This is a genomic window from Pararhodonellum marinum, assembly GCF_015354735.1.
Classification (GTDB): Bacteria; Bacteroidota; Bacteroidia; order Cytophagales; family Cyclobacteriaceae; genus Pararhodonellum; species Pararhodonellum marinum.
On sequence record NZ_JACEFJ010000003.1, the window covers coordinates 253,566 to 274,193 of the forward strand.

The following is a 20,628-nucleotide window of genomic DNA, read 5'->3' on the forward strand; positions in this document are numbered from 1 at the left end:
TTTAAGTAAAGTTATTCATCCTTCTTTTGTTTTTTTATCTCATCTTCCATTTCAGAAAAAATAACCTTTATCTCCTCGTACATCATGATCTGGTACTGAAGATGCTGCTCAGGCTCCATAGGTTTTAATGGATTGTGAACATGGTATTTTCGATGGTGAGAATGATCTCCATGGTCATTGTTTTCATCTCCATGGGAATGTTCAAAACCAGGGACCTCTATGATGTCTTTGTCCCAAATTCTTAGGGCTTCCCAAATTTTTTCATTTGTCTGGGGTAAATTCTTTAGTTCTTCTTCAATTGGCAAAATTTCCTCTCGGATGTCTAAAGATTTTTGATGGATTTGATTGGCTTCGATCAGTAATGGATTTTGTCCTTGATCGGTATTCCTGCCACAACCGAGGCTTATTCCAATTAGGAAAATCAACCATAAAGCAAATGATATTTTCATATAGCATTAGGACAAAAAAAGAGGAGGTCTGTGATAACCTCCTCTTTTTATAAAACAACCATTTAGATTATTCAATATGTACTTCATAATTTTTTCTGGTAATATTCCCAGCCATATCTTCCACCCAAATGACTAAATCCAGGTGATCATCTTCATCAGGAAGGATAATGGCATTTTCACCGGAAAGAATCTCAGAAAGATCCAAAGAGGTGGTGTTTGCTGGTAATGGATCGCCTTCAAGATCTTGCCAAGTAGATTCACCCCACATTTTTTCGTAAAACTCACCATTAGCTAACCTGCCGCTGTGGCTGTGCTCGCCTTCTTCTTCCATCAACCTGATCCAAACAAATTTGATGTCAGAACTTAAATTGTGATCTGTTTTCTCAATCATTCCCTGCACATCTAGCGCTTCTCCTGCCTCACCTTCCAACTCTCCACCGTCAAGATTGGTAACAGAAACCATTGGCGCATAAGGTCTATCGATGTAAAAAGTTGCAATGTAGTTGCTGCCATCAGCAAATTGCGTCTGGTTGCCATGGATATCAGTTGCAGAAATGATGATGTCATAGGGACCTGCCAAAACGTTTCCTTCCACCCTTGAGGTAGGGCCTTCCCAATATATGTCTGTGGTTGAATTGTCTACATTCAGGAAAGTGGAACCTTCCGGAAATCGAAGGGCAACATTGGAAGCATCAGGACTGTAAATGTCTTTGACATTCATTGCTTCAAAATCATTGGCCACTCTACCATGGCTGTGTCCGTCGAAAGAACTGTGAATATCCACAAGAACCTGACCTATTCCAGAATCATCCGTAACACTGAATCTTAAGTGCAAGTGGTCCTTTGATCGTGGCATTTCTTCACCTTCAAAAGGCCTGATACCGTCTCTGTTTTCGGCAAAACCAATCACAGGAGCATTTAAATCCGTTACCGGTGGTACATCATCGTCAGTTGCACAAGCAAAGTTGAGCGCCAATCCGGCAAATGCTATCAATCTTAAATTCTTAATCATTTTAATAAATAGTTAGTTTAATTAGTGCAATAGTATTGCAAATATAAAAACGATTTGCTTCAAAATGCAACAAAATTGCTTTTAATTTTGTGGTTTTCTTACGGCAATAGGAATTTTGAGACTGAAGGAAATGTTCCGACCTTGCTCTGGCAAATTGAGTAACCGATAGCGACTGAGGTGGTTAAAGTAAAAGGCATTTGTCAGATTTTGCCCTGATACCTGTAGCATAAGGGGTTGTCGACCTAGATTCAATTGCCATCCCAAACCTGCCTCCAAAAGTGTATATCCTTCCGTTATCCTTTCATTTCGGTCCACCCGGTCCTGTGTGGCCGTCACTCTGGTTTCAAAGAACACATATAGGTTCCGCAAGTGGCTACCAATTTTTGGTATGTCATAGGCAATGCCGAACAAAGCACTTGCAGGGGGCGTCAAAGGCAAAGGCAATTGGGTATCAAGGTTTAAGTTATAGACATATTCTCCAGCAAGACTCAGGCTCAGCCTTCGGATGGGGGAGTATTGTGTCTTGATTTCCCCTCCAGTAAAAATGGCATTGTTTTGCCGGTATTCCCAGATCATGCTTGATCCCGGCAATTGGGAAAATCGGCCAGATGGCGCCAAATATATATAGCCTTGATAGTAGCTATAAAAAGGGCTTATGGAAAAAAGAAACTTGTTTTTGGCATAGGTAAAGTTCAAGTCTCCCTGAAAACTCCGCTCGCTGTCCAAGTCGGGATTTCCCATTTCATGGCGGAAATTTCCATGATGAATCCCATTGGTAGACAACTCTATTGGGGTGGGAATCCTAAATGCCGTGCCTAAATTAAACTTGAGATTGATGTATTCATTGGTGATCCAAGAAAAGCCAGTAGATGCGCTGTAGTTAAAGAAGCTTCTGTTGATATCCGGATTTCTTTGTTCAAACTCCCCTGTAGGCCGCAACCTACGGTAAATAGGCTGCAAGTGTTCAAGAATATCATGTTGTGCCCCATCCAGTCTGAAGCCCGCATTTAAGATAAAATTATCTGTATGCCGGTATTCCTGAAAATAAAAGAATCCGCCTTGCACCGAAGTAAAGTTGGGTAGCAAAAACTCAAATCCAGTCTGATTGTTTTGCATGTGCTGAAATTGAAAACCAATGATTGATTGATTTTTGTCGTTTAATTTCTTGTTATAACGTGCATTTGCGGTAAGCACATCTAAAGAAAGACCCAATGCCAGATTTTCAAATTCATTTTCACCTACCGATTGGGTATGGGGAAAACTTAGCTCATTTCTGTTGTTTTTCTGATAACCCAAATCGAATTCCAGCCAATCTTTGCCCACCTGAATGTTGTTGTTCCAAATGACTTTCAGGTGTGAATTTTCCTGTCGGGGCAGTTCAATGTTGGAATGGCTGCCATCATGTCGGAGATTGTAAGCCCTGGGCACCCCCACAGCACCGGCAAATATGCCTGCCACCTGATTGAATTGGCTAACTGTAACGGTGGAATAGCCCCAGTTTTTCCTGACACCTCCCATCAATGAAAAATGTCTTTCTTGGCCTGCTGTATTTTTCAGGCGGTTGTTGTAGACAGGTAGGACAAAACCAGCGTAGGTAAATTCTTCAGCAGGGACCCTATAATCACTAAAATCCTGCATGGTAAAACGTCCCTTGAACACCAGATCATTTTCATTGCCTTCTACTAATGCTGAATTTGAAAGCATGTTGTTGTTAGTCCTGTAAACGCTCATCAAGGAGGCATTGATGGAGTTGTTTTTGGGCAATGGAGCTGCTGCAATGTTGATTACACCGGCCATGCCATCAGAACCATAAATCAGAGAAGCAGGTCCTTTGATCACTTCTACCCGATCCACATCAAAGGGGTCGATTTCCAAGCCGTGGTCCGCACCCCATTGCTGCCCCTCTTGTTTGATCCCTCGGTCATTGACCATGATCCGGTTAAAACTCATGCCTCTCAATACAGGTTTGCTGATGCCCACCCCTGTATTGATGGTGCTGATTCCAGGAAGTTTTTCCAAGGAATTGGCAAAAGTGCCTCCATTGTTCTTTTCCAAAAAAGCCCTATCAATCACATCTATGGTCTGGGATTGTTCCAAGGGTCCGTTTTTGAAGGGGTTGGCTTCTACGGTCAGACTTTGAAGCTGAGTAATGGATTCTTTTAAAACCAAATCTATAAAGGCATCCCCATCTTCCAATACTATTGATTTTGCAGTGGACTGGAAACCCATATGGGTGATGTGCAAGTGGTAATGCCCCGGTTTTATATCGGAAACCAAAAACTGCCCATCTAAGTTGGCCAGTACGGTTTTGTTGAGCTCATGAACAGAAATGATGGCAGCCAACGGATTACCTTGGGTATCTCTCACTTCTCCCTTGATGGAAAAAAGTGTAGGCTGATTTTGGGGATAAGCTTTTAAAGCCACCAAAAAAAGACACAGCAAAAGAAAAGAAGTGAATTTAATCAAGGATTGTTGCAATATTGTTACAAATGCAAAAGTAGATAAATTAGAAAAAAGTTCAACAATTATTTTTAATTCGACCGAGAAGAGTTAAAGCCGATAAACGGCGAATTCTACATCTAAACGGGGTTTTGTTTCTAAAAAATTATTTATCAATTAGATATAGGAAAGCCGTTTGGTTAAAAGGGGGATCTAAATTATTATTTAATCAGGAGAATATATAAAACTTGTAATTTCTGAATGTTTGGTAAAACACATAATTCATCTAGACTTTAGCGGACGCAAAAGGTCTTCCAACCCATTGAGCCTGATTTCATACATGGTGCTGAGCCAAACCCCTAATTTTCCCTCAGGAAAGCCCTGTCGCTGCATCCATATCAGGTAATGTTCAGGAATATCACAGATGTGTTTTCCTTTGTACTTACCATAGGGCATCCGTTTGCTAACTAAATCAAGGAGTATTTCTCGGTCCACCAAATCAGTAATTCTATCATTTAAGCATGCTGTGACCAAATATTGATATAAAAATTCAAATTTACTTAATATATTAGAGGCTTTTAAAACATAAACACTTAATAATTATACATTAGTTTGCGGCCCAGGTCTTTGTGATAATTCAGAAATCAGGTACATCACCATTTTTTGATGGATATCTGAACATTCCAAACCGGCTTGGATTTCGCTTTTACAATGGTTGATATTGGCATGCCTTAACCTAAACTTCCCGCTTGGAGGGAATCAATTTAATTTGCATCACAATGTACAGAACACATTTATTTTTATTTGTATTTCTTCTGATTTCCATCAATGGATTTTCAGAAGCCCAATCCATCGAAGGAAGTTGGAAAGGTAGCCTCAACGTAGGAGGACAAGAATTGCCCTTGATTTTTCATATTGAAAGAGTTGGAGAAAGTTTAATCGGAAGTATGGATAGTCCCAATCAAGGGACCATGGGTCTTAAACTTAAGAAAGTCCTGCATGAAGGGATGATGCTTTCCCTGGAATTACAGGATGTGCCTGCTACCTATGAAGGATTGATCATGGGTGATTCTATTCAGGGCAATTTCAAACAATCCGGTATGTCGCTGCCTTTGAACCTGATCCGGATGAACAAGGATGAACTCAATGTGCCAAAAAAACAAGAACCACTGCCACCATTTCCTTATCAGTCAAAAGAGATATCGTTCAAAAATACCAAAGAAAACATCCAGATCAATGGCACCCTTACCTTACCGGAAGGAGAGGGCCCTTTTCCGGCCGTAATTCTAGTGACTGGATCAGGGCCACAAAACAGAGACAGTGAAATGCTTGGCCATAAGCCTTTTTTGGTTTTAGCGGACCATTTGACTAGAAATGGAATTGCAGTTTTGCGCTATGACGAAAGAGGGGTAGGGGAATCTGAAGGGAGTTTCAAAGATGCAACCAGTCATGATTTCAAAAGAGATGCAACTTTTGCAATCAAACACCTTAAACAGGAAGCTAAAGTAGATGCCCAAAAAATTGGCGTGATAGGCCATTCCGAAGGCGCACTAATTGCTTGGATGCTTGGTTCCGAGATGAATGAACTGAATTTCATAGTGCCCCTTGCAGGTCCCGTGGTACCCATTTCACAATTGATGGAACAGCAGACAATGGATCAGCTATTGGTATCAGGTATTCCTGAAAACATGGCTGACAATCAAATGAAGCTCAATTCGAGGGTTTATCAGGTATTTATCCGCTCCAAATCCCTAGATGGAGTCAAAACTACCCTTCAAAATGAAATAAGGGATTATCTCCATGAAAATTCAGGCATTGAAGGGGAATTTCTGGAAAAACAAACTGAACTTACCTTAAAGCCATACCTTCCTTCTATTACTCCTTGGTTTTTTGAGTTTATCAAGTTGGACCCTGAAACCTACATCAGAAAAGTAAATATCCCGGTATTTGCGGCCTTTGGGGAATTGGACAAACAGGTACATCCTTATCAAAATTCCGAAAGGTTGGATTTGCTTATACAGGCCTATGATAAAAAAGATTTCAGTAGCAAAATATATCCTAAATTAAACCATCTTTTTCAAACCGCGGAAACCGGAGGAATCCCTGAATATGCAAACAATGAGGAGTCTTTCAATGAATTGGTTATGAAAGACATAGTAAGCTGGATTTTAGCACTTTAAGCATGTTGGTTTACTATTCACCTCCTTTTATTGTCAAAAATATGCTTTTTAGAGATAAATTAGTTTTGATTGAATTTTTCACGAATTTTTTAATTAAATTTAAATTATAAACTGATTATTTTCAACCTTAAAAATCAATCCAACATGGCGGGTATTTTAGATCTATTGTCCGGTGAGTCCGGCAAGCAAATCCTAAATGGAGTCAGCAAAGAGGCTGGCATTACAGAAAACCAAGCAGCAAGTGTCATGCAAATGGCTCTTCCTGTCTTGATGGGTGCTATGCAGCAAAATGCCGCTTCACCTCAAGGTGCCGCAGGTCTTCTAGGGGCCTTAAATGGTAAACATGACGGAAGCCTATTGAACAACTTGGGAACATTTTTTGGAGGTGGCGTAGATCAATCTGATTTGCAGGATGGAAATGGGATTCTCAACCATGTTTTGGGTGCCAAACAACCTGTAGTAGGTAATGAAATCGGAAAAAAAGCTGGATTAAATTCCGGTCAGGTTCTCAAAATATTGGCCATTGCCGCACCTTTGGTCATGGCCTATCTAGGTAAGCAAAAAAGACAAGCCAATGTCAATTCTCCCAATGATTTGGGAAGCCTCATTGGAAGTGCCCTTGGAGGTAACCAAGGCAACTCCAACATTATTGGAGCGATTTTGGGCAGTCCTGAAGGTGCCAAACTCGCAGGTAACATATTAGGTGGAATGGCCGGAGGTAACAAGGGTGGAGCCGGACTCGGAAATGTTCTTGGAAATCTTTTTGGGAAAAAAGGCTAATCTATTTCATTTAAATTCCTATGAAAAGGCAACTCAAGGGTTGCCTTTTTTGTTGCTTTTCTATGGCGTGATTGAAGACATCAAATTATGAGTCAATTGTGGCTTTTAAGGCCGTAATTCTCCGAATAGTATTTCGATTCTACCTCAAAATTTGATACCTTTACCTCCTGAAAATTTACATTACAACCTTAACTGTGAGTAAAAATCATTTTTATCACACAATAACAAACTCCTAAAACTTATTAAAATGACAAAAGTAAAAGTAGGAATCAACGGATTTGGACGGATCGGTCGATTGGTCTTTCGCGTTGCCCAAGAAAGAGATGACATTCAAATCGTAGGGATCAATGACCTGATAGACGTGGATTACATTGCGTACATGCTTAAGTATGATTCTACCCATGGCCAATTTAAAGGTGAGGTTTCCGTAAAAGACGGAAATCTTGTGGTAAACGGGAACACCATCAGAGTTACTTCCGAAAGAAATCCCGCAGACTTGAAATGGTCTGACGTTGGTGCGGAATACATTGTAGAATCTACAGGTTTGTTCCTTACTAAAGATTCCGCAAAGGGCCATATTGATGCAGGTGCCAAAAAAGTCATCATGTCGGCCCCGTCAAAGGATGATACGCCCATGTTTGTAATGGGTGTGAATGAAGATAAATATACCTCTGACATGCAGTATGTCTCCAATGCTTCCTGTACCACCAATTGTCTGGCACCTCTTGCCAAGGTAATCAACGACAACTGGGGCATCGAAGAAGGTTTGATGACCACTGTTCATGCCACTACAGCAACTCAAAAAACTGTTGATGGGCCATCTGCAAAGGATTGGAGAGGCGGAAGAGGCGCAGGTCAAAACATCATCCCATCCTCAACCGGAGCAGCCAAAGCGGTGGGGAAAGTAATTCCTGAACTCAATGGCAAACTTACCGGAATGGCTTTTAGGGTCCCAACCCCAAATGTTTCTGTAGTTGATCTAACCGTAAGGTTGAAAAAGCCGGCATCGTATGAAGAAATTTGTGCGAAAATGAAAGAGGCCTCTGAAGGTTCATTGAAGGGTATTCTAGGATATACCGAAGACGCAGTAGTTTCCAATGACTTTATAGGAGATGCCAGAACATCTATTTTTGATGCTGGAGCTGGAATTCAATTGAGCGATACCTTTGTTAAAGTGGTATCTTGGTATGACAACGAATGGGGTTATTCTTCAAAAGTGGTTGATCTACTGGCGTTTATAGCTAAAAAAGGATAAATCAATTCAATTTTATTTTAAAAAAAAACCGATCAGATTTTGATCGGTTTTTTTGTTCTTGGGCGAACTTACTATCCCAGCCAGGATGACCATGGGATTCTGGAAAGTATCAATACTAACCCTATCGCATAAAACATATAAATGCTACGGAATTTTGCAATGGGACTTCCGGGTTTTTTGGCCCTTGAATACCCAATGGTAATGACCACAATGGCAATGATGTTGATGAGCGGGTGTTCCAATGCAGTGAGCCTTGCGACCGGATCTTTCATAGCAGCAGCAGAAAGCAATGAAAAGCCCACCGGACTCACAAAGTACAGAATCAATCCAACCAAAAGCTGGATATGAGAAAGTACAAATGCAATAAGAGCTATTTTACGGTCTTTTTCTGTAAACTCCCTCTTGCTTAAAGCGCCCACCAAGGCATAAATAAAAACAATGGTAAGGGCGGCCAAAACCAGATAGGCCAACCCTGAGTGTAAATGCTGTAATCCTATGTACATGTTTCGCTAAGTTATTTGGAGGGTGAAAATAAGGAATTCCAGTTGAATAAAAGGGTAACTTAAGGCTTTAATTTGCAAAAGCTCATTCTACATAAAGTACCAGACCTTTTAAATAGGCGGTTTCCTGATGGAAAATATTGATGGGGTGATCTCCTGGTTGGGAAAGGAAATGCAGCATCTTAACTGTTCTCCCGCTTTCCATGGCCGCTGCCGTAATGGTATTGTTGAACAAGGTTTTGTCTACTACCTGTGAACAGGAAAAGGTAAACAAGAGACCTCCTTTTTTAATATGTTTTAATGCCTCAACATTAAGCCGTTTGTAGGCCTGCACGGCGTTGTGTTTGGCTTTGATGTTTTTGGCAAATGCAGGAGGATCGAGAACTACAATGTCATAGTCTTCTTTGATTTCCCGGATGTATTTGATGACATCAGCTACAACAGCTTGGTGCTTCCCTTCGAAATCTGTATTAAGTTCGACGTTGCGGTGGGTAAGGGCTATGGCATTGGCTGAAATGTCAATAGAATCCACTTGTAATGCCCCATTGAGCAGGGCATACACCGAAAACCCTCCTGAGTAACAAAAGGCGTTCAATACTTTTTTGCCCTTACTGTAGGAACCCAGAAGTTGCCGGCTTTCTCTTTGGTCAATAAAAAACCCTGTTTTTTGTCCCTCCTGCCAATCAATTTCAAAAACACAGCCGTTTTCCTTGACCTGATGGGTTTCGGGCTCTCCGAAAACCAGCTTGTTTTGCATACCCAGGTTTTTGGGTAAGGTTTCAGCACTTTTGTCAAAAACAGCTTTTAACTCCTTCCCATAAAGCTCCTGTAGCGCTTGGCAGATTACCTCCAAATGCTGATGCATCCCAATGGTATGGGCCTGAATCACTGCAGTGCCATGATAAAAGTCAATGACCAATCCAGGGAGACCATCTCCTTCTCCATGTATCAGTCTGTACACATTTGTATTGGGATGATCTGTAAGCCCTAGGTTTTTTCTCAAAAGATAAGCCTTGTTTAAGCAGGCTTTCCAAAATTCGAAATCAACCTTTTGATTCGAAAAGGTGATTAACCGAACCATGATGGAGCCGTTTTGGAAGTGCCCCACACCAAGAAACTCTCTTTTTGCACTGAGGACTTGGACCAGCTGACCATTTTCCAGTCCTTCATCTTTATGTCCTATTGCTCCCGAGAAAATCCAGTGGTGTTTACGCCTAACGGAGATCTCCTTGCCCTTTAGAAGGTGGATCTTGGGATAGTCAAGCATACATTTTTTCCCTGATGGTTTTTACTTCTGCACTTTCCAGGTAATCATCATAAGGCATCCTGCGATCGATGGTTCCTTTTGGCGTAAATTCAATGATCCGATTGGCTGAGGATTGTACAAAGGCATGGTCAAAAGAACTCATCAAAACGGTGCCTGTAAAGTCAATGATGGCATTGTTGAAGGCAGTGATGGATTCCAGATCCAAGTGGTTAGTGGGCTCGTCCATTACCAGCAGATTGGGATTCTGAAGCATCATTTTGGAAATCATACACCTCACTTTTTCCCCTCCGGAGAGCACACTGGATTTTTTGAGGGTTTCTTCACCAGTAAACAACATCCTACCAAGGAACGTCCTTACGTAAGCTTCCTCCTGATTGCTGGAATATTGTCTCAGCCAGTCTATCAGATTTAGGTCGGTCTGGAAATGTTTGGAATTGTCATTGGGAAGATAAGCTTTGTTGATGGTTACACCCCATTTAAAACTCCCTTTTTGGATTGGAATTTCCTCCATAATGGTTTGAAAAAATTTATTGACGGCCTGTTTGGTTTTGGAAATGAAGGCAATTTTATCCCCTTTGTCCACCATCAGATTGACATCTGTGAAATAAATGGTGCCATCATCTTTTAATTCCAGTCCTTCGGTCATGAAAATTTGATCCCCTGCTTCCCTTTCCGGCTTGAAGATGATTCCAGGGTATTTACGGGTAGAGGGCTGTATCTCATCCACGTTGAGCTTTTCCAGCATTTTCTTTCGGGAAGTAGCCTGTTTGGATTTGGCCACATTGGCCGAAAATCGTTCGATAAATGCCTGCAATTCTTTTCTTTTTTCTTCCACTTTTTTACCCTGATCGGCCTTTTGCTTGGCCGCCAACTGGGAAGATTCATACCAGAAGGTATAATTGCCAGAGAAGATCCTGATTTTACCGAAATCGATGTCCACGATATGGGTGGCTACCGCATCCAAAAAATGCCGGTCATGGGAAACCACAATAACCAGATTTTTGAAATTGACCAGAAAATCCTCCAACCAATTGATGGTGTCTGAATCCAAGTCATTGGTAGGTTCATCAAGGATCAAAATGTCTGGGTTTCCAAAAAGTGCCTGTGCCAAAAGCACCCTGACTTTTTGGTTTCCAGCCAGTTCCTTCATGGGGAGATAATGAAGGTCCTCAGAAATACCCAAGCCGGAAAGCAAGGATGCTGCATCTGACTCAGCATTCCAGCCATCCATTTCAGCAAAATCTGCTTCTAATTCAGAGGCCCTAAGTCCGTCTTTCTCAGAAAAATCTGCCTTCATGTAGATGGCATCCTTTTCATCCATGATGGCAAAAAGTTGCTTGTGTCCCATGATGACTGTCCTAAGTACCTCTACTTCATCAAATTCAAAGTGGTTTTGTTTGAGTACAGCCATGCGCTGACCCGGTGTGATATTGATGCCACCGGATGTGCTGTCCATATCTCCGGAAAGAATTTTCAAAAAGGTGGATTTCCCAGCGCCGTTGGCTCCAATGACACCATAGCAGTTGCCAGGTGTGAATTTTAGGTTTACGTCTTCAAAAAGCGTCCTTTTGCCAAACTTAAGGGAGAGATTGTCTACTGAAATCATGTATGGTATGCGTTTTTTTTTCGAAGTGCAAAGATAATAAAATAAAGTTGGTTTGATTGGAATAACCCTGAACTCTAGGAGAAGAGACCTTTAGGTTAAGATGGGAATTTGAAATGTTTGAGAGAAGTCTGCAAATCCTCGCCTCCATTAAAGAAAATGAATTTTGAAAACAAAATCAGTTGACCGGTATGCTGGAATGGCCAATGCTCGTGCTTTCTACAAGCAACAATTCATCGGAGTCTACCTTCAATATCTTCACCAAAGTTCCTGGAAGCAGGGATTCACCTTCTGTAATGGCTTTTACTTCTCTTGTGGTTCCATTGATTGATACTTGGATTTTACCGACTCCTTCTTTGTTTTCAGGTATGGTGAGACAAACCAAAGCATCTTTTCCAAGAGTAGACTGGAGTTTAAAACCTTCTTCTTCGGATAACTTCTGGATTTGAATGATGATCAGATAATAAAGCACGACAAAGAAACACCCGATCAGAAATGACACAGCCATTAATACCGGTTTGTTTGGTACAAGGTCAAAAAATGCAATTGCCGTCCATCCAAAGCCCAACAAACAATTGACAAGGTTTTTAAAAGAGAAAATCCGGAAGGAGCCAACCTGAGGTTCTTTGGATTTCTCAAATTCAGTTGAGTCTGACTCAAATTCACGTTCAGATGTTAAAGTCAATATCAATTGACCGATAAAAACCAAAGTTACGGGGATGGTTAAGAACCAAAGGATTCTAAGTAAGGTGTCCATTTCTTTAAAAAATTCCATAATTTCCAATTAAACAATGTTTTACTAAAAGTCTATGCTTAAATCTTTCTCCAAAAAATCAGACGACAGGCAAATTAACTTATTATTTAATTCATTTCAAAATTTTTTGTTAGCTAATTTAACTTTCCTCCAAAAATACTGATCATCAATTGATTGTGCCATTTTTTTAACATTAAGTTTAAAAATAGATTGTTATATTGGAATTGCCTTGTTTTATGCCTCAACAAAAGATGAACTCAATTTTGCGGAAACTGAAAATCCTGGTTTTTTTTCTGCTGGTTTCAGGATACTTTTCCCAAGGAATGGCTCAGATCAGTACTGTTGGCAAGGAATTTTGGGTAGGGTTTATGGAGAACAACAGCAACTTGGAAGACGGGGTTGCTGTGATCATTATTTCTGCCAATGAGGATGCAAGTGGGGTGATCGATCTCAATAATTTTCAGGCAGGAAGAACCGTTGCCTTTGATCTGCAGGCAGGGCAGCAATTCACCCTCAGGGTTCCAGCCTTTGAGCAGGATTTTTTACATCGGAATTCGGGCATTATTGAGAATAAAGGCATATTTATTCAGTCTGATGGGAACATTTCTGTCTATGCCTTCAATGAAAGATTTAGAAGTGCAGATGGGACAGTGATATTGCCCACGGCCACTTTGGGCAAGGATTATTACATTACCTCTCATTTTGAGGTCACACCCGAAGTCCCAAATGCCAATCTCAATATCAATAATGAAAGTCTATTTTTGGTTGTTGCCATTGAAGACAACACCAGAATCCAAATCACACCTACCCAGACCACCATCGATGGAAAGCAGGCCAATGAGCCTTTTGAAATCACGCTCAATACCGGACAAAGCTATCAGATCAAGGCCAGGGCAGACCTTACAGGAACCCGGGTCAGAGTAGTAGGTGACGATGTGGGGGATTGCAAAAATATCGCAGTGTTTGGTGGGAACAAATGGACCTCTGTAGGAAGATGCGGCTTAGCCAATGACCACCTCTTTCAACAGATGTTTCCAGTGAATACTTGGGGTGATGAATTCATCCATGTCCCTTTCAAGAACCGCTCTTCCGGTGAGTTGGTCAAGGTTTTAGCCGCAGAGGACAATACGGAAATTTTCCTTGACGGGGTATCGGTTGGAGTAATCAATGCCGGTGCCTTTAGGACTTTTGATTTTGCTTCAAACCAAGTGGTATTTATCCACACGTCAAAACCGGCCTCTGTAACAGTGTTTTCCAAAAGTCAGTCCTGTAATGTGTCAAATCTCAATTTTGCCCAGATAGGGGATCCTTTTATGATCACCTACAGCCCTAATCAACAATTTATCAAAAACATTACTTTTGAAGCAGTTTCGGTTCAATCTATCACATCCCACATCGTCAATGTCATAGTCCCTACTTCAGCCATAAATGGCACTGTTCTTAACGGGAACAATGTGGCCAGTGAATTTTTGCCAGTCAATGGAAATCCTGAGTTTTCCTACGCCCGGATAAATATTTTTGCAGGTACCCACCGCCTCAGCAATCCGGATGGTTTCATAGCCTATGTCTATGGTTTTGGAGAAATAGAATCTTATGGTTATTCGGTAGGAGCTAGTTTGGATAACCTGAATTTTGAAACATTTGCTGCCTATGAATTTGAGGTGTTGGGAGAGCGGATTGCTTGTCTTGATCAAGAAGCGCTTTGGACCTTGGAATCAGATAATCCGGTTTTCGGATTTTTCCAGTGGGACTTTGGGGATGGATCGGCCATTGAAACAGGTGAGGAGATTTCACATGTGTATGAAACGCCTGGAAGGTATACCGTCACCGTGACAGCGTCAATTAGTGAAAATACCTGTGATCAACAGGAAGAGGTTGTTTTTGAGGTTGAAGTGTTGAAATCGATGGGTGAATTGGAAGGACCAAGTTCTGTCTGTCCTTTGGTAGATGAAGTAATTTACCAATTGGTCGATGGGGAAAATATTGATAAAATAGAATGGCAGGTGATCGGAGGGGAGCTTATTGAAGAGATGGGCCAGGAGGTGAAAGTGAAGTGGGCTGAGGCTACTGAAAACGCAAAAATCATAGCCATTCCTTTTACTGAACAAGGTTGTCCCGGTTCTCCCATTGAAAAAACAGTCATCGTTAACCAACAAATTGAGCCTGATCCTCCCGTAGGAGAAACTGACATCTGTTTCAATCCCGAAAGTACCTATTTTTATCAAACTGCCTACGAAATACCCGGTAGGGCTTATCAATGGTTTGTGGAGGGAGGGGAGATTGTATCAGGAGAAGAAGGTACTAGGGTTGAGATTTCCTGGAACCAACCGGGGGTGGTTGGGCAGGTCTGGTATGAGGAATCAAGTTTGTTGGATGCCATGTGTGAAGGCAGGTCAATGCCGCTATCTGTGTCTATCCCGGAAGCTTTTTCGGTATCCCTTCAATCGGTTTCAGAGGTCCTGTGCTTTGGTGAGCAAACCGGCGGAATATCATTACTAGTAGAAGGTGGAAAAGGGCCTTTCCTCTTTGAATGGAACCATGACCCGGCCCTTAATACCTCCATGGCAGACAATCTGAGAGCCGGTAATTACGCCGTTACCATAACAGATGACAATGGCTGTTCGGTGGTATTGGAGGAAATAATCATTGAAGAGCCCATGGCTTTGACTGCGGAGGTGGTAGTTACTGAATCTGTTTCCTGTTTTGGAAAGGCAGATGGTTTGGCTCAAATTCAAATTGCGGGAGGCTTGGGGCCTTACACCCTCAACACTGAAAATGCGCTTGTATCCGGGTCTGATATCACCTTGTCGGATCTTGAGGCAGGTGAATACAATCTCACTTTAATGGATGCCAATTCCTGCACTTTTGCCATAACCTTTGAGATACCGAGTCCTTTGCCTTTGGACGTGGAAGTTAAGCTTTTGCAGCCAAGTTGTCCCGGGGGATCCAATGGTATCCTGTTGGCAGAAATTTCCGGTGATTTTGGTCCATATGTTTATACTTGGGATATTGATCAAACCACTGGTCAGGAAATCAGTGACCTTCCCAAAGGAATGTATGCTGTCTCCGTCGAGGACCGTAACGGTTGCATTAGTCTGGGTGCAGGGGAAGTTTTGGAAGCTGCTCCTAAGGTGAGGATGCCAACTGGCTTTAGGCCGAAAGACGGAGGCATAAATGCAATTTACCAAGGTGTCTCTAATTGTGAAGTGGTCTTTACATTGTTCGTTTACAACCGCTGGGGAGAATTGGTTTATTCAGGAAATCAAGGTTGGGATGGAAGCTTGGGAGATGGGGAGGCTCCTGAAGGATCTTACTCTTATCTTTTCCGGTATCAATTCTTTTTGGATGAGGCATTAAACCAAGGAGAAATCAGGGGTGTTTTTTTACTTTTGAGATGAGCCTGGTTCTACAAAATAGTTTTTGGTTAAATTTTTATTTTTCAGCAACCCTGAGAAAGTCCTAACGTTTTTTTAGTTGATTGTTTTGATACAATCCTTACTTTATTATCTTTCAGAAAATTGTGGACATGAATTTTCGATTGGCCTTTTCTTTTTTGATTTTTTGCTTGGCAGTAGGTTTTATTTATCCCATTCAAGCGCAGGTTACGACCGTGGGGAATGAATTTTGGTTAGGCTTTATGGACAACAACAATACCCAAGGTCCAGATGCGGCAATCATTATCATATCGGCCAACGAGAATGCCAAAGGAATCATAGATTTGTCTGCTTTTGTGCCAGGTAGGGTGATAGATTTTGATCTCCAAAAAGGGGAGACATTTAACTTCCGAAGTCCATCCCCAGAATTGGATCTTTTACACCGAACCTCAGGGGTTATAGAAAATAAGGGCATTTTTATCAAGTCTGAGGGAAATATATCCGTTTATGCCTTTAACGAAAGAACCAGAAGTGCGGATGGTACTGTAATTCTTCCGGTCAATACCCTTGGAAAGGACTATTGGGTCACCTCCCATTTTGAAATCCTCCCTAACATTGAGAACTTTCCACCCATCTATGAAGTATTGAATGACCACAATGAAAGTCTGATGCTGGTAGTCGGTGTAGAAGACAATACAGAAATTGAGATTACTCCTTCAGTGGGTACAATGGATGGCAAGGCCCCTAATGTTCCTTTTACAATTACATTAAACAAAGGGGAAAGCTATCAATTGATGGCAAAGGCTGACTTAACAGGTTCTCGCGTCCGGGTGCTAGGCGATGATGTCAATGACTGCAAAAACATTGCGGTTTTCGGGGGGAACCGATGGACAGGTATCGGGCAATGCGGTTATGCCAATGACCATTTGTTCCAACAAATGTATCCTGTCAGTACATGGGGTAAAAACTTTATCCATGTTCCTTTGGAAGAAAGAACTTCTGGAGAGTTGATCAAAGTAATCGCCTCCGAAAATAACACACAGCTGCTTTTAGATGGTAATCTGGTGAAACAACTGGCATCAGGAGAACACATCACTCTTGAAATAGGCGCCAACCAAGTCAAGAACATCACGGCAGATAAGCCTATTTCGGTTACCGTTTTTTCCAAAAGCCAGGAATGCAATGATCCAGATCAAGATGGGTATAACCAAGGCGACCCATTTATGATCACCTACAGCCCAAATGAGCAGTTGTTGAGGGAGGTCACCTTTGATGCGGTAAGTGTGGTGGACATTCGGGACAACAATTACGTCAATATCATTGCCCCGACAGCCACCAAAGACTTAACTGTTCTTAACGGGGCCAATGTGGGGAATACCTTTAAGGTAGTACCAGGCAACCCAGAGTATTCCTATACCAGGATTCCTATTCCCAGCGGTAGTCACACACTAACCAACCCCGAGGGTTTTATCGCTTATGTATATGGTTTCGGTTATATTGAATCATATGGTTACTCTGTTGGAGCGAGTTTGGATAACTTGAATTTTGAAACAGAGGTAAGCTATGATTTTGAAGTTTTTGGTGACCATGTGGCTTGTTTGGACCAGGAGGGCACTTGGACCATTGAACCGGGAGATCCTAGGTTTATATACTTTCTATGGGACTTTGGAGATGGCTCCGAACCCAAAGCGGGCCAAACAGTTCAGCATATTTATGAGGAAATAGGTTCTTATACCATAAAAATCATAGCCGCTATCAGTGAATCCTCCTGTGATTCGCAAGAGGATGTAGTCGTTGAAGTGGAGGTTTTGGAAAGCCTAGGTACCATCTTGGGTGAAACCCAGGTCTGTCCAGAGGTCGAGGTTCATGAATATGAAATGACTGAATTAACTAATGTAGAAAGAGTCATATGGTCAGTTGAAGGCGGTGAAATAGTGGGAGAGGAAGAGGGGAAAGTAAAAGTAAACTGGGGTCTACCTAATGATGAGGCCAAAATATTGGCGACCCCTGTGGCTCCAAACGGCTGTATCGGAAAACCCTTTGAGTTGATGGTCAAGATAAATCGGGTAATTGAACCTGAGACAGCGATCGGTGAAGAAGAGGTCTGTTTTGACCCTGAACTTACCCATTTTTATGAGGTGGACAAAATTTTGGATATGCGGGGATATACCTGGCATGTAACGGGCGGAACAATTGTTTCAGGCCAAGGAAGTCCAGAAGTAGAAATAAGTTGGGATCAACCTGGTGTTACAGGAAAGATATGGTATGAGGAATTTAGCATAGATGATGCTTTGTGTACCGGTACCTCCCCTGAATTTTTGGTGAGGGTTAATGAAGCATTGAATCTGCAACTTGTTCAGGCAATTGATGTAAGCTGTTTTGGACAGAACAATGGTCGAATCAAAATGGAAGTTTCCGGAGGCAACGGCCCCTATACTTATTTCTGGAGTCATGCTCCTGATCTACAGGCCAGTGAGGCAATGAATTTGGGTCCTGGGGTGTATATTTTGGAGGTTCATGATGCAAGAGGTTGTTCTGTTGCGCAGGAAGAGGTTGAAATCAAAGAACCACTTTTGCTGGAGGCTTTTTTAATGTCCAGCACACCAACAAGTTGTTTCGGAAGAGCAGATGGCGAGGCAAGTATCATGATTACAGGTGGAATCGGACCCTACCTTATCAACCATCCCAATGCAATCTATGGAACAGATCAAGTTGAACTGTTTGATTTGCAGGCAGGAACCAAAAGGATAGAAGTAACAGATCAAAATGGCTGTGTATTTGAATTGGAAGTGCCTGTGGAAACCCCAGATCCGCTCGAAGTGGACGTTAGAACCATTAAACCTACCTGTCCTGGAAGCCAGGAAGGAGTCTTGTTGGCTACTCCTTTAGGTGGGAATGGCCCATTTATTTACAATTGGGAATTTGAAAACAGGCTTGGGGCAGAACTGACAGGAATCGGCAGGGGCAGTTATTCCGTGTCGGTAGAGGATGAAAGGGGTTGTGTCAGCATTGGGGCCGGAATGTTAATGGAAGAAGCTCCGAAAGTTCGGATGCCAACGGGATTTAGGCCCAGTGATGGCGGTGTCAATGGGTTATTTGAAGGCATTTCAAACTGTGATCTCAATTTCCGTTTGTCCATTTACAACCGCTGGGGCCAACTTATTTATGTAGGTGATCAGGGTTGGGATGGGACTGTGAATGGAGAAGAGGCACTTCCAGGCACCTATACCTATTTGTTCGAATATAATTTTAATGCCAATGAGCAATTTATTCAAAAACAAATCAGGGGAGGCTTTACCTTACTCAGGTAGGTATTTTAAAATAAAAAAAGCCTTAGAGATAATCTCTAAGGCCTGCGGAATGGACGGGACTCGAACCCGCGACCTCCTGCGTGACAGGCAGGCATTCTAACCAGCTGAACTACCACTCCAATATCTTTTTTCTGAAATCAAATCGGGCAATTTTGCAGTAAATTTGAAAAAAATCAAGGATTGCACAGTGCTTTTGACTTCTGAATTATTTGTTCTTCCGTTTGAAGTGATGCAAAGGTAGTAAATTGTTTTTTCTGTGCAAAAATACCTTTATAAAAAATAGTTCGTCCACATTTATATGGCTCAATATCAAGGTGAAAATTTTGATAAATGACCGTTTACTATCCCTTATTTTGTTTATATCCTACAATCAGAAAAGGATGGGTCTTTTTACATCGGTTCCTCGGCGGATATGGAGAAGAGATTGGAAAAGCATAACCTTCCTTATAAGGGCTACACGGCTAGGAAGCTCCATGGAAATTGGTTTACAGTGAAGCATTTGAATCCAAAACGGAAGCGCTTAAAAGGGAAAAGTTTTTCAAAAGGCAGAAGAACAAACAGTTTTTAATCAGGTTGATTTCGGGAGCCTGTCCCGAGTGACTGACATTTTTTTTATTCTTATTCTCTTTCTACCAGGGCTTTATGTCCGTTTTTCTGTAATTGGCATATAAATATTTTTCTTCGAAAATATATTTTTATCTTTGCCTAAGGTAAAAAAAATGGCCATGGTATTAGAATTTGAGAAACCTATTGCTGATTTGGAGCTTAAACTTCAGGAGATGAAAGATTTAGCTAAAGGAAAAAATGTTGATCTTAGCTCTGATATCCAATCTTTGGAAGACAAAATACAGAACTTGAAAAAAGAAACTTTCCAGAACCTGACCAGATGGCAGCGGGTGCAGCTATCCAGACATGCAGACAGGCCATACGCATTGGATTACATTTATGAAATCACCAATGATTTTGTTGAAATCCATGGAGACAGAAGTGTCAAAGATGACAAAGCCATGATCGGAGGGCTAGGCAATATTGATGGAAGAACGGTCATGTTTGTGGGACAACAAAAAGGCCGCAATACCAAACAAAGGCAGGAAAGAAATTTCGGCATGGCCAATCCGGAAGGTTATCGGAAAGCCCTGCGTCTGATGAAAATGGCAGAAAAATTTGGAAAGCCCATTGTTACCTTGATTGATACACCGGGCGCATTTCCTGGTTTGGAAGCTGAAGAAAGAGGACAGGGTGAAGCCATCGCCAGAAACCTCAAGGAAATGTTTAAGCTTAAAGTGCCCGTAATCTGCATCATCATCGGCGAAGGTGCTTCTGGTGGAGCTTTGGGGATTGCGATAGGCGATAAAGTTTTTATGTTGGAAAACACCTGGTATTCTGTTATTTCACCTGAATCTTGTTCCTCTATCCTGTGGAGAAGCTGGGATTACAAAGAACAGGCTGCTGAGGCCTTGAAACTGACTGCCCCGGACATGTTGGTCAACAAGCTGATTGATGGAATCATAAACGAGCCTTTGGGAGGTGCCCATAAAGACATGAAAACCATGTCCAACAACATCAAAAAAGCCATTTTGGAAGCTTTGAAAGAATTGGATAAACTCAAACCGGAAAAGCGCATCGAAAAGCGTATCGACAAGTTTTGTGCTATGGGTGTGGTGAATGAATAAACCCACAGAAGACAAATTATAACCTGAAAAG

General features: G+C 41.8%; 14 protein-coding genes, 1 tRNA gene and 1 pseudogene. 7 read left to right on the forward strand and 9 right to left on the reverse strand.

Features of this window, described 5'->3' with window-relative positions; genetic code table 11:
• Window positions 1–11: 11 nt before the first annotated feature.
• From H1A14_RS08190 to H1A14_RS08205, 4 genes are all read right to left on the reverse strand, one after another.
• Window positions 12–449: a hypothetical protein gene (locus H1A14_RS08190; protein ID WP_194775751.1), complete on the reverse strand. Its 438-nt coding sequence runs from the start codon at window positions 447–449 to the stop codon at window positions 12–14.
• A 67-nt stretch (window positions 450–516) separates the two neighbouring features.
• On the reverse strand, window positions 517–1,461 hold the full coding sequence (locus H1A14_RS08195) for a DUF4625 domain-containing protein (RefSeq protein ID WP_194775752.1): 945 nt from the start codon (window positions 1,459–1,461) through the stop codon (window positions 517–519).
• A gap of 81 nt (window positions 1,462–1,542) precedes the next feature.
• Complete coding sequence (locus H1A14_RS08200) at window positions 1,543–3,927, reverse strand: TonB-dependent receptor (protein WP_194775753.1); 2,385 nt, start codon at window positions 3,925–3,927, stop codon at window positions 1,543–1,545.
• Window positions 3,928–4,182: 255 nt separating this feature from the next.
• Window positions 4,183–4,395, reverse strand: coding sequence for a DUF3820 family protein (locus H1A14_RS08205; protein WP_194775754.1), 213 nt, complete (start codon window positions 4,393–4,395; stop codon window positions 4,183–4,185).
• A 284-nt stretch (window positions 4,396–4,679) separates the two neighbouring features.
• Between H1A14_RS08205 and H1A14_RS08210 the strand changes: the two genes are divergently transcribed.
• The 3 genes from H1A14_RS08210 to gap all read left to right on the forward strand — a co-directional run bounded on the left by H1A14_RS08210 (window position 4,680) and on the right by gap (window position 8,115).
• Complete coding sequence (locus H1A14_RS08210; RefSeq protein WP_194775755.1) at window positions 4,680–6,080, forward strand: alpha/beta hydrolase family protein; 1,401 nt, start codon at window positions 4,680–4,682, stop codon at window positions 6,078–6,080.
• A 144-nt stretch (window positions 6,081–6,224) separates the two neighbouring features.
• A complete protein-coding gene (locus H1A14_RS08215; RefSeq protein ID WP_194775756.1) occupies window positions 6,225–6,860 on the forward strand; it encodes a DUF937 domain-containing protein in 636 nt (211 codons plus the stop codon).
• Between the two features lie 247 nt (window positions 6,861–7,107).
• Entirely contained in the window at window positions 7,108–8,115 is a 1,008-nt protein-coding gene (gene gap / locus H1A14_RS08220) for a type I glyceraldehyde-3-phosphate dehydrogenase (RefSeq protein ID WP_194775757.1), read from the forward strand.
• Window positions 8,116–8,186: 71 nt separating this feature from the next.
• Here gap and H1A14_RS08225 read toward each other — a convergent pair whose 3' ends face one another.
• The 4 genes from H1A14_RS08225 to H1A14_RS08240 all read right to left on the reverse strand — a co-directional run bounded on the left by H1A14_RS08225 (window position 8,187) and on the right by H1A14_RS08240 (window position 12,260).
• Window positions 8,187–8,618 carry a hypothetical protein gene (locus tag H1A14_RS08225; protein ID WP_194775758.1) on the reverse strand — a complete coding sequence of 144 codons (432 nt, stop codon included), beginning with the start codon at window positions 8,616–8,618 and terminating at the stop codon, window positions 8,187–8,189.
• Window positions 8,619–8,700: 82 nt separating this feature from the next.
• Window positions 8,701–9,882, reverse strand: a complete 1,182-nt coding sequence (locus tag H1A14_RS08230) for a class I SAM-dependent rRNA methyltransferase (protein ID WP_194775759.1) — start codon at window positions 9,880–9,882, stop codon at window positions 8,701–8,703.
• Window positions 9,875–11,488 carry an ABC-F family ATP-binding cassette domain-containing protein gene (locus tag H1A14_RS08235; protein WP_194775760.1) on the reverse strand — a complete coding sequence of 538 codons (1,614 nt, stop codon included), beginning with the start codon at window positions 11,486–11,488 and terminating at the stop codon, window positions 9,875–9,877. The genes H1A14_RS08230 and H1A14_RS08235 overlap by 8 nt, the downstream gene beginning before the upstream one ends.
• Window positions 11,489–11,663: 175 nt before the next feature.
• Complete coding sequence (locus H1A14_RS08240; RefSeq protein ID WP_194775761.1) at window positions 11,664–12,260, reverse strand: serine protease; 597 nt, start codon at window positions 12,258–12,260, stop codon at window positions 11,664–11,666.
• A 230-nt stretch (window positions 12,261–12,490) separates the two neighbouring features.
• Between H1A14_RS08240 and H1A14_RS08245 the strand changes: the two genes are divergently transcribed.
• Together H1A14_RS08245 and H1A14_RS08250 are read left to right on the forward strand one after the other, a co-directional pair.
• Window positions 12,491–15,637 (forward strand): PKD domain-containing protein, encoded by a 3,147-nt coding sequence (locus tag H1A14_RS08245; RefSeq protein WP_194775762.1) that lies wholly within the window; start codon window positions 12,491–12,493, stop codon window positions 15,635–15,637.
• A gap of 128 nt (window positions 15,638–15,765) precedes the next feature.
• Window positions 15,766–18,924 (forward strand): PKD domain-containing protein, encoded by a 3,159-nt coding sequence (locus H1A14_RS08250; protein WP_194775763.1) that lies wholly within the window; start codon window positions 15,766–15,768, stop codon window positions 18,922–18,924.
• A gap of 45 nt (window positions 18,925–18,969) precedes the next feature.
• Here H1A14_RS08250 and H1A14_RS08255 read toward each other — a convergent pair.
• Window positions 18,970–19,043 (reverse strand) — tRNA-Asp (locus H1A14_RS08255).
• A gap of 242 nt (window positions 19,044–19,285) precedes the next feature.
• Here H1A14_RS08255 and H1A14_RS08260 point away from each other — a divergent pair.
• Window positions 19,286–19,524: pseudogene (locus tag H1A14_RS08260) on the forward strand (GIY-YIG nuclease family protein).
• A gap of 125 nt (window positions 19,525–19,649) precedes the next feature.
• Window positions 19,650–20,597 (forward strand): acetyl-CoA carboxylase carboxyltransferase subunit alpha, encoded by a 948-nt coding sequence (locus H1A14_RS08265; RefSeq protein ID WP_194775963.1) that lies wholly within the window; start codon window positions 19,650–19,652, stop codon window positions 20,595–20,597.
• Window positions 20,598–20,628: the final 31 nt, after the last annotated feature.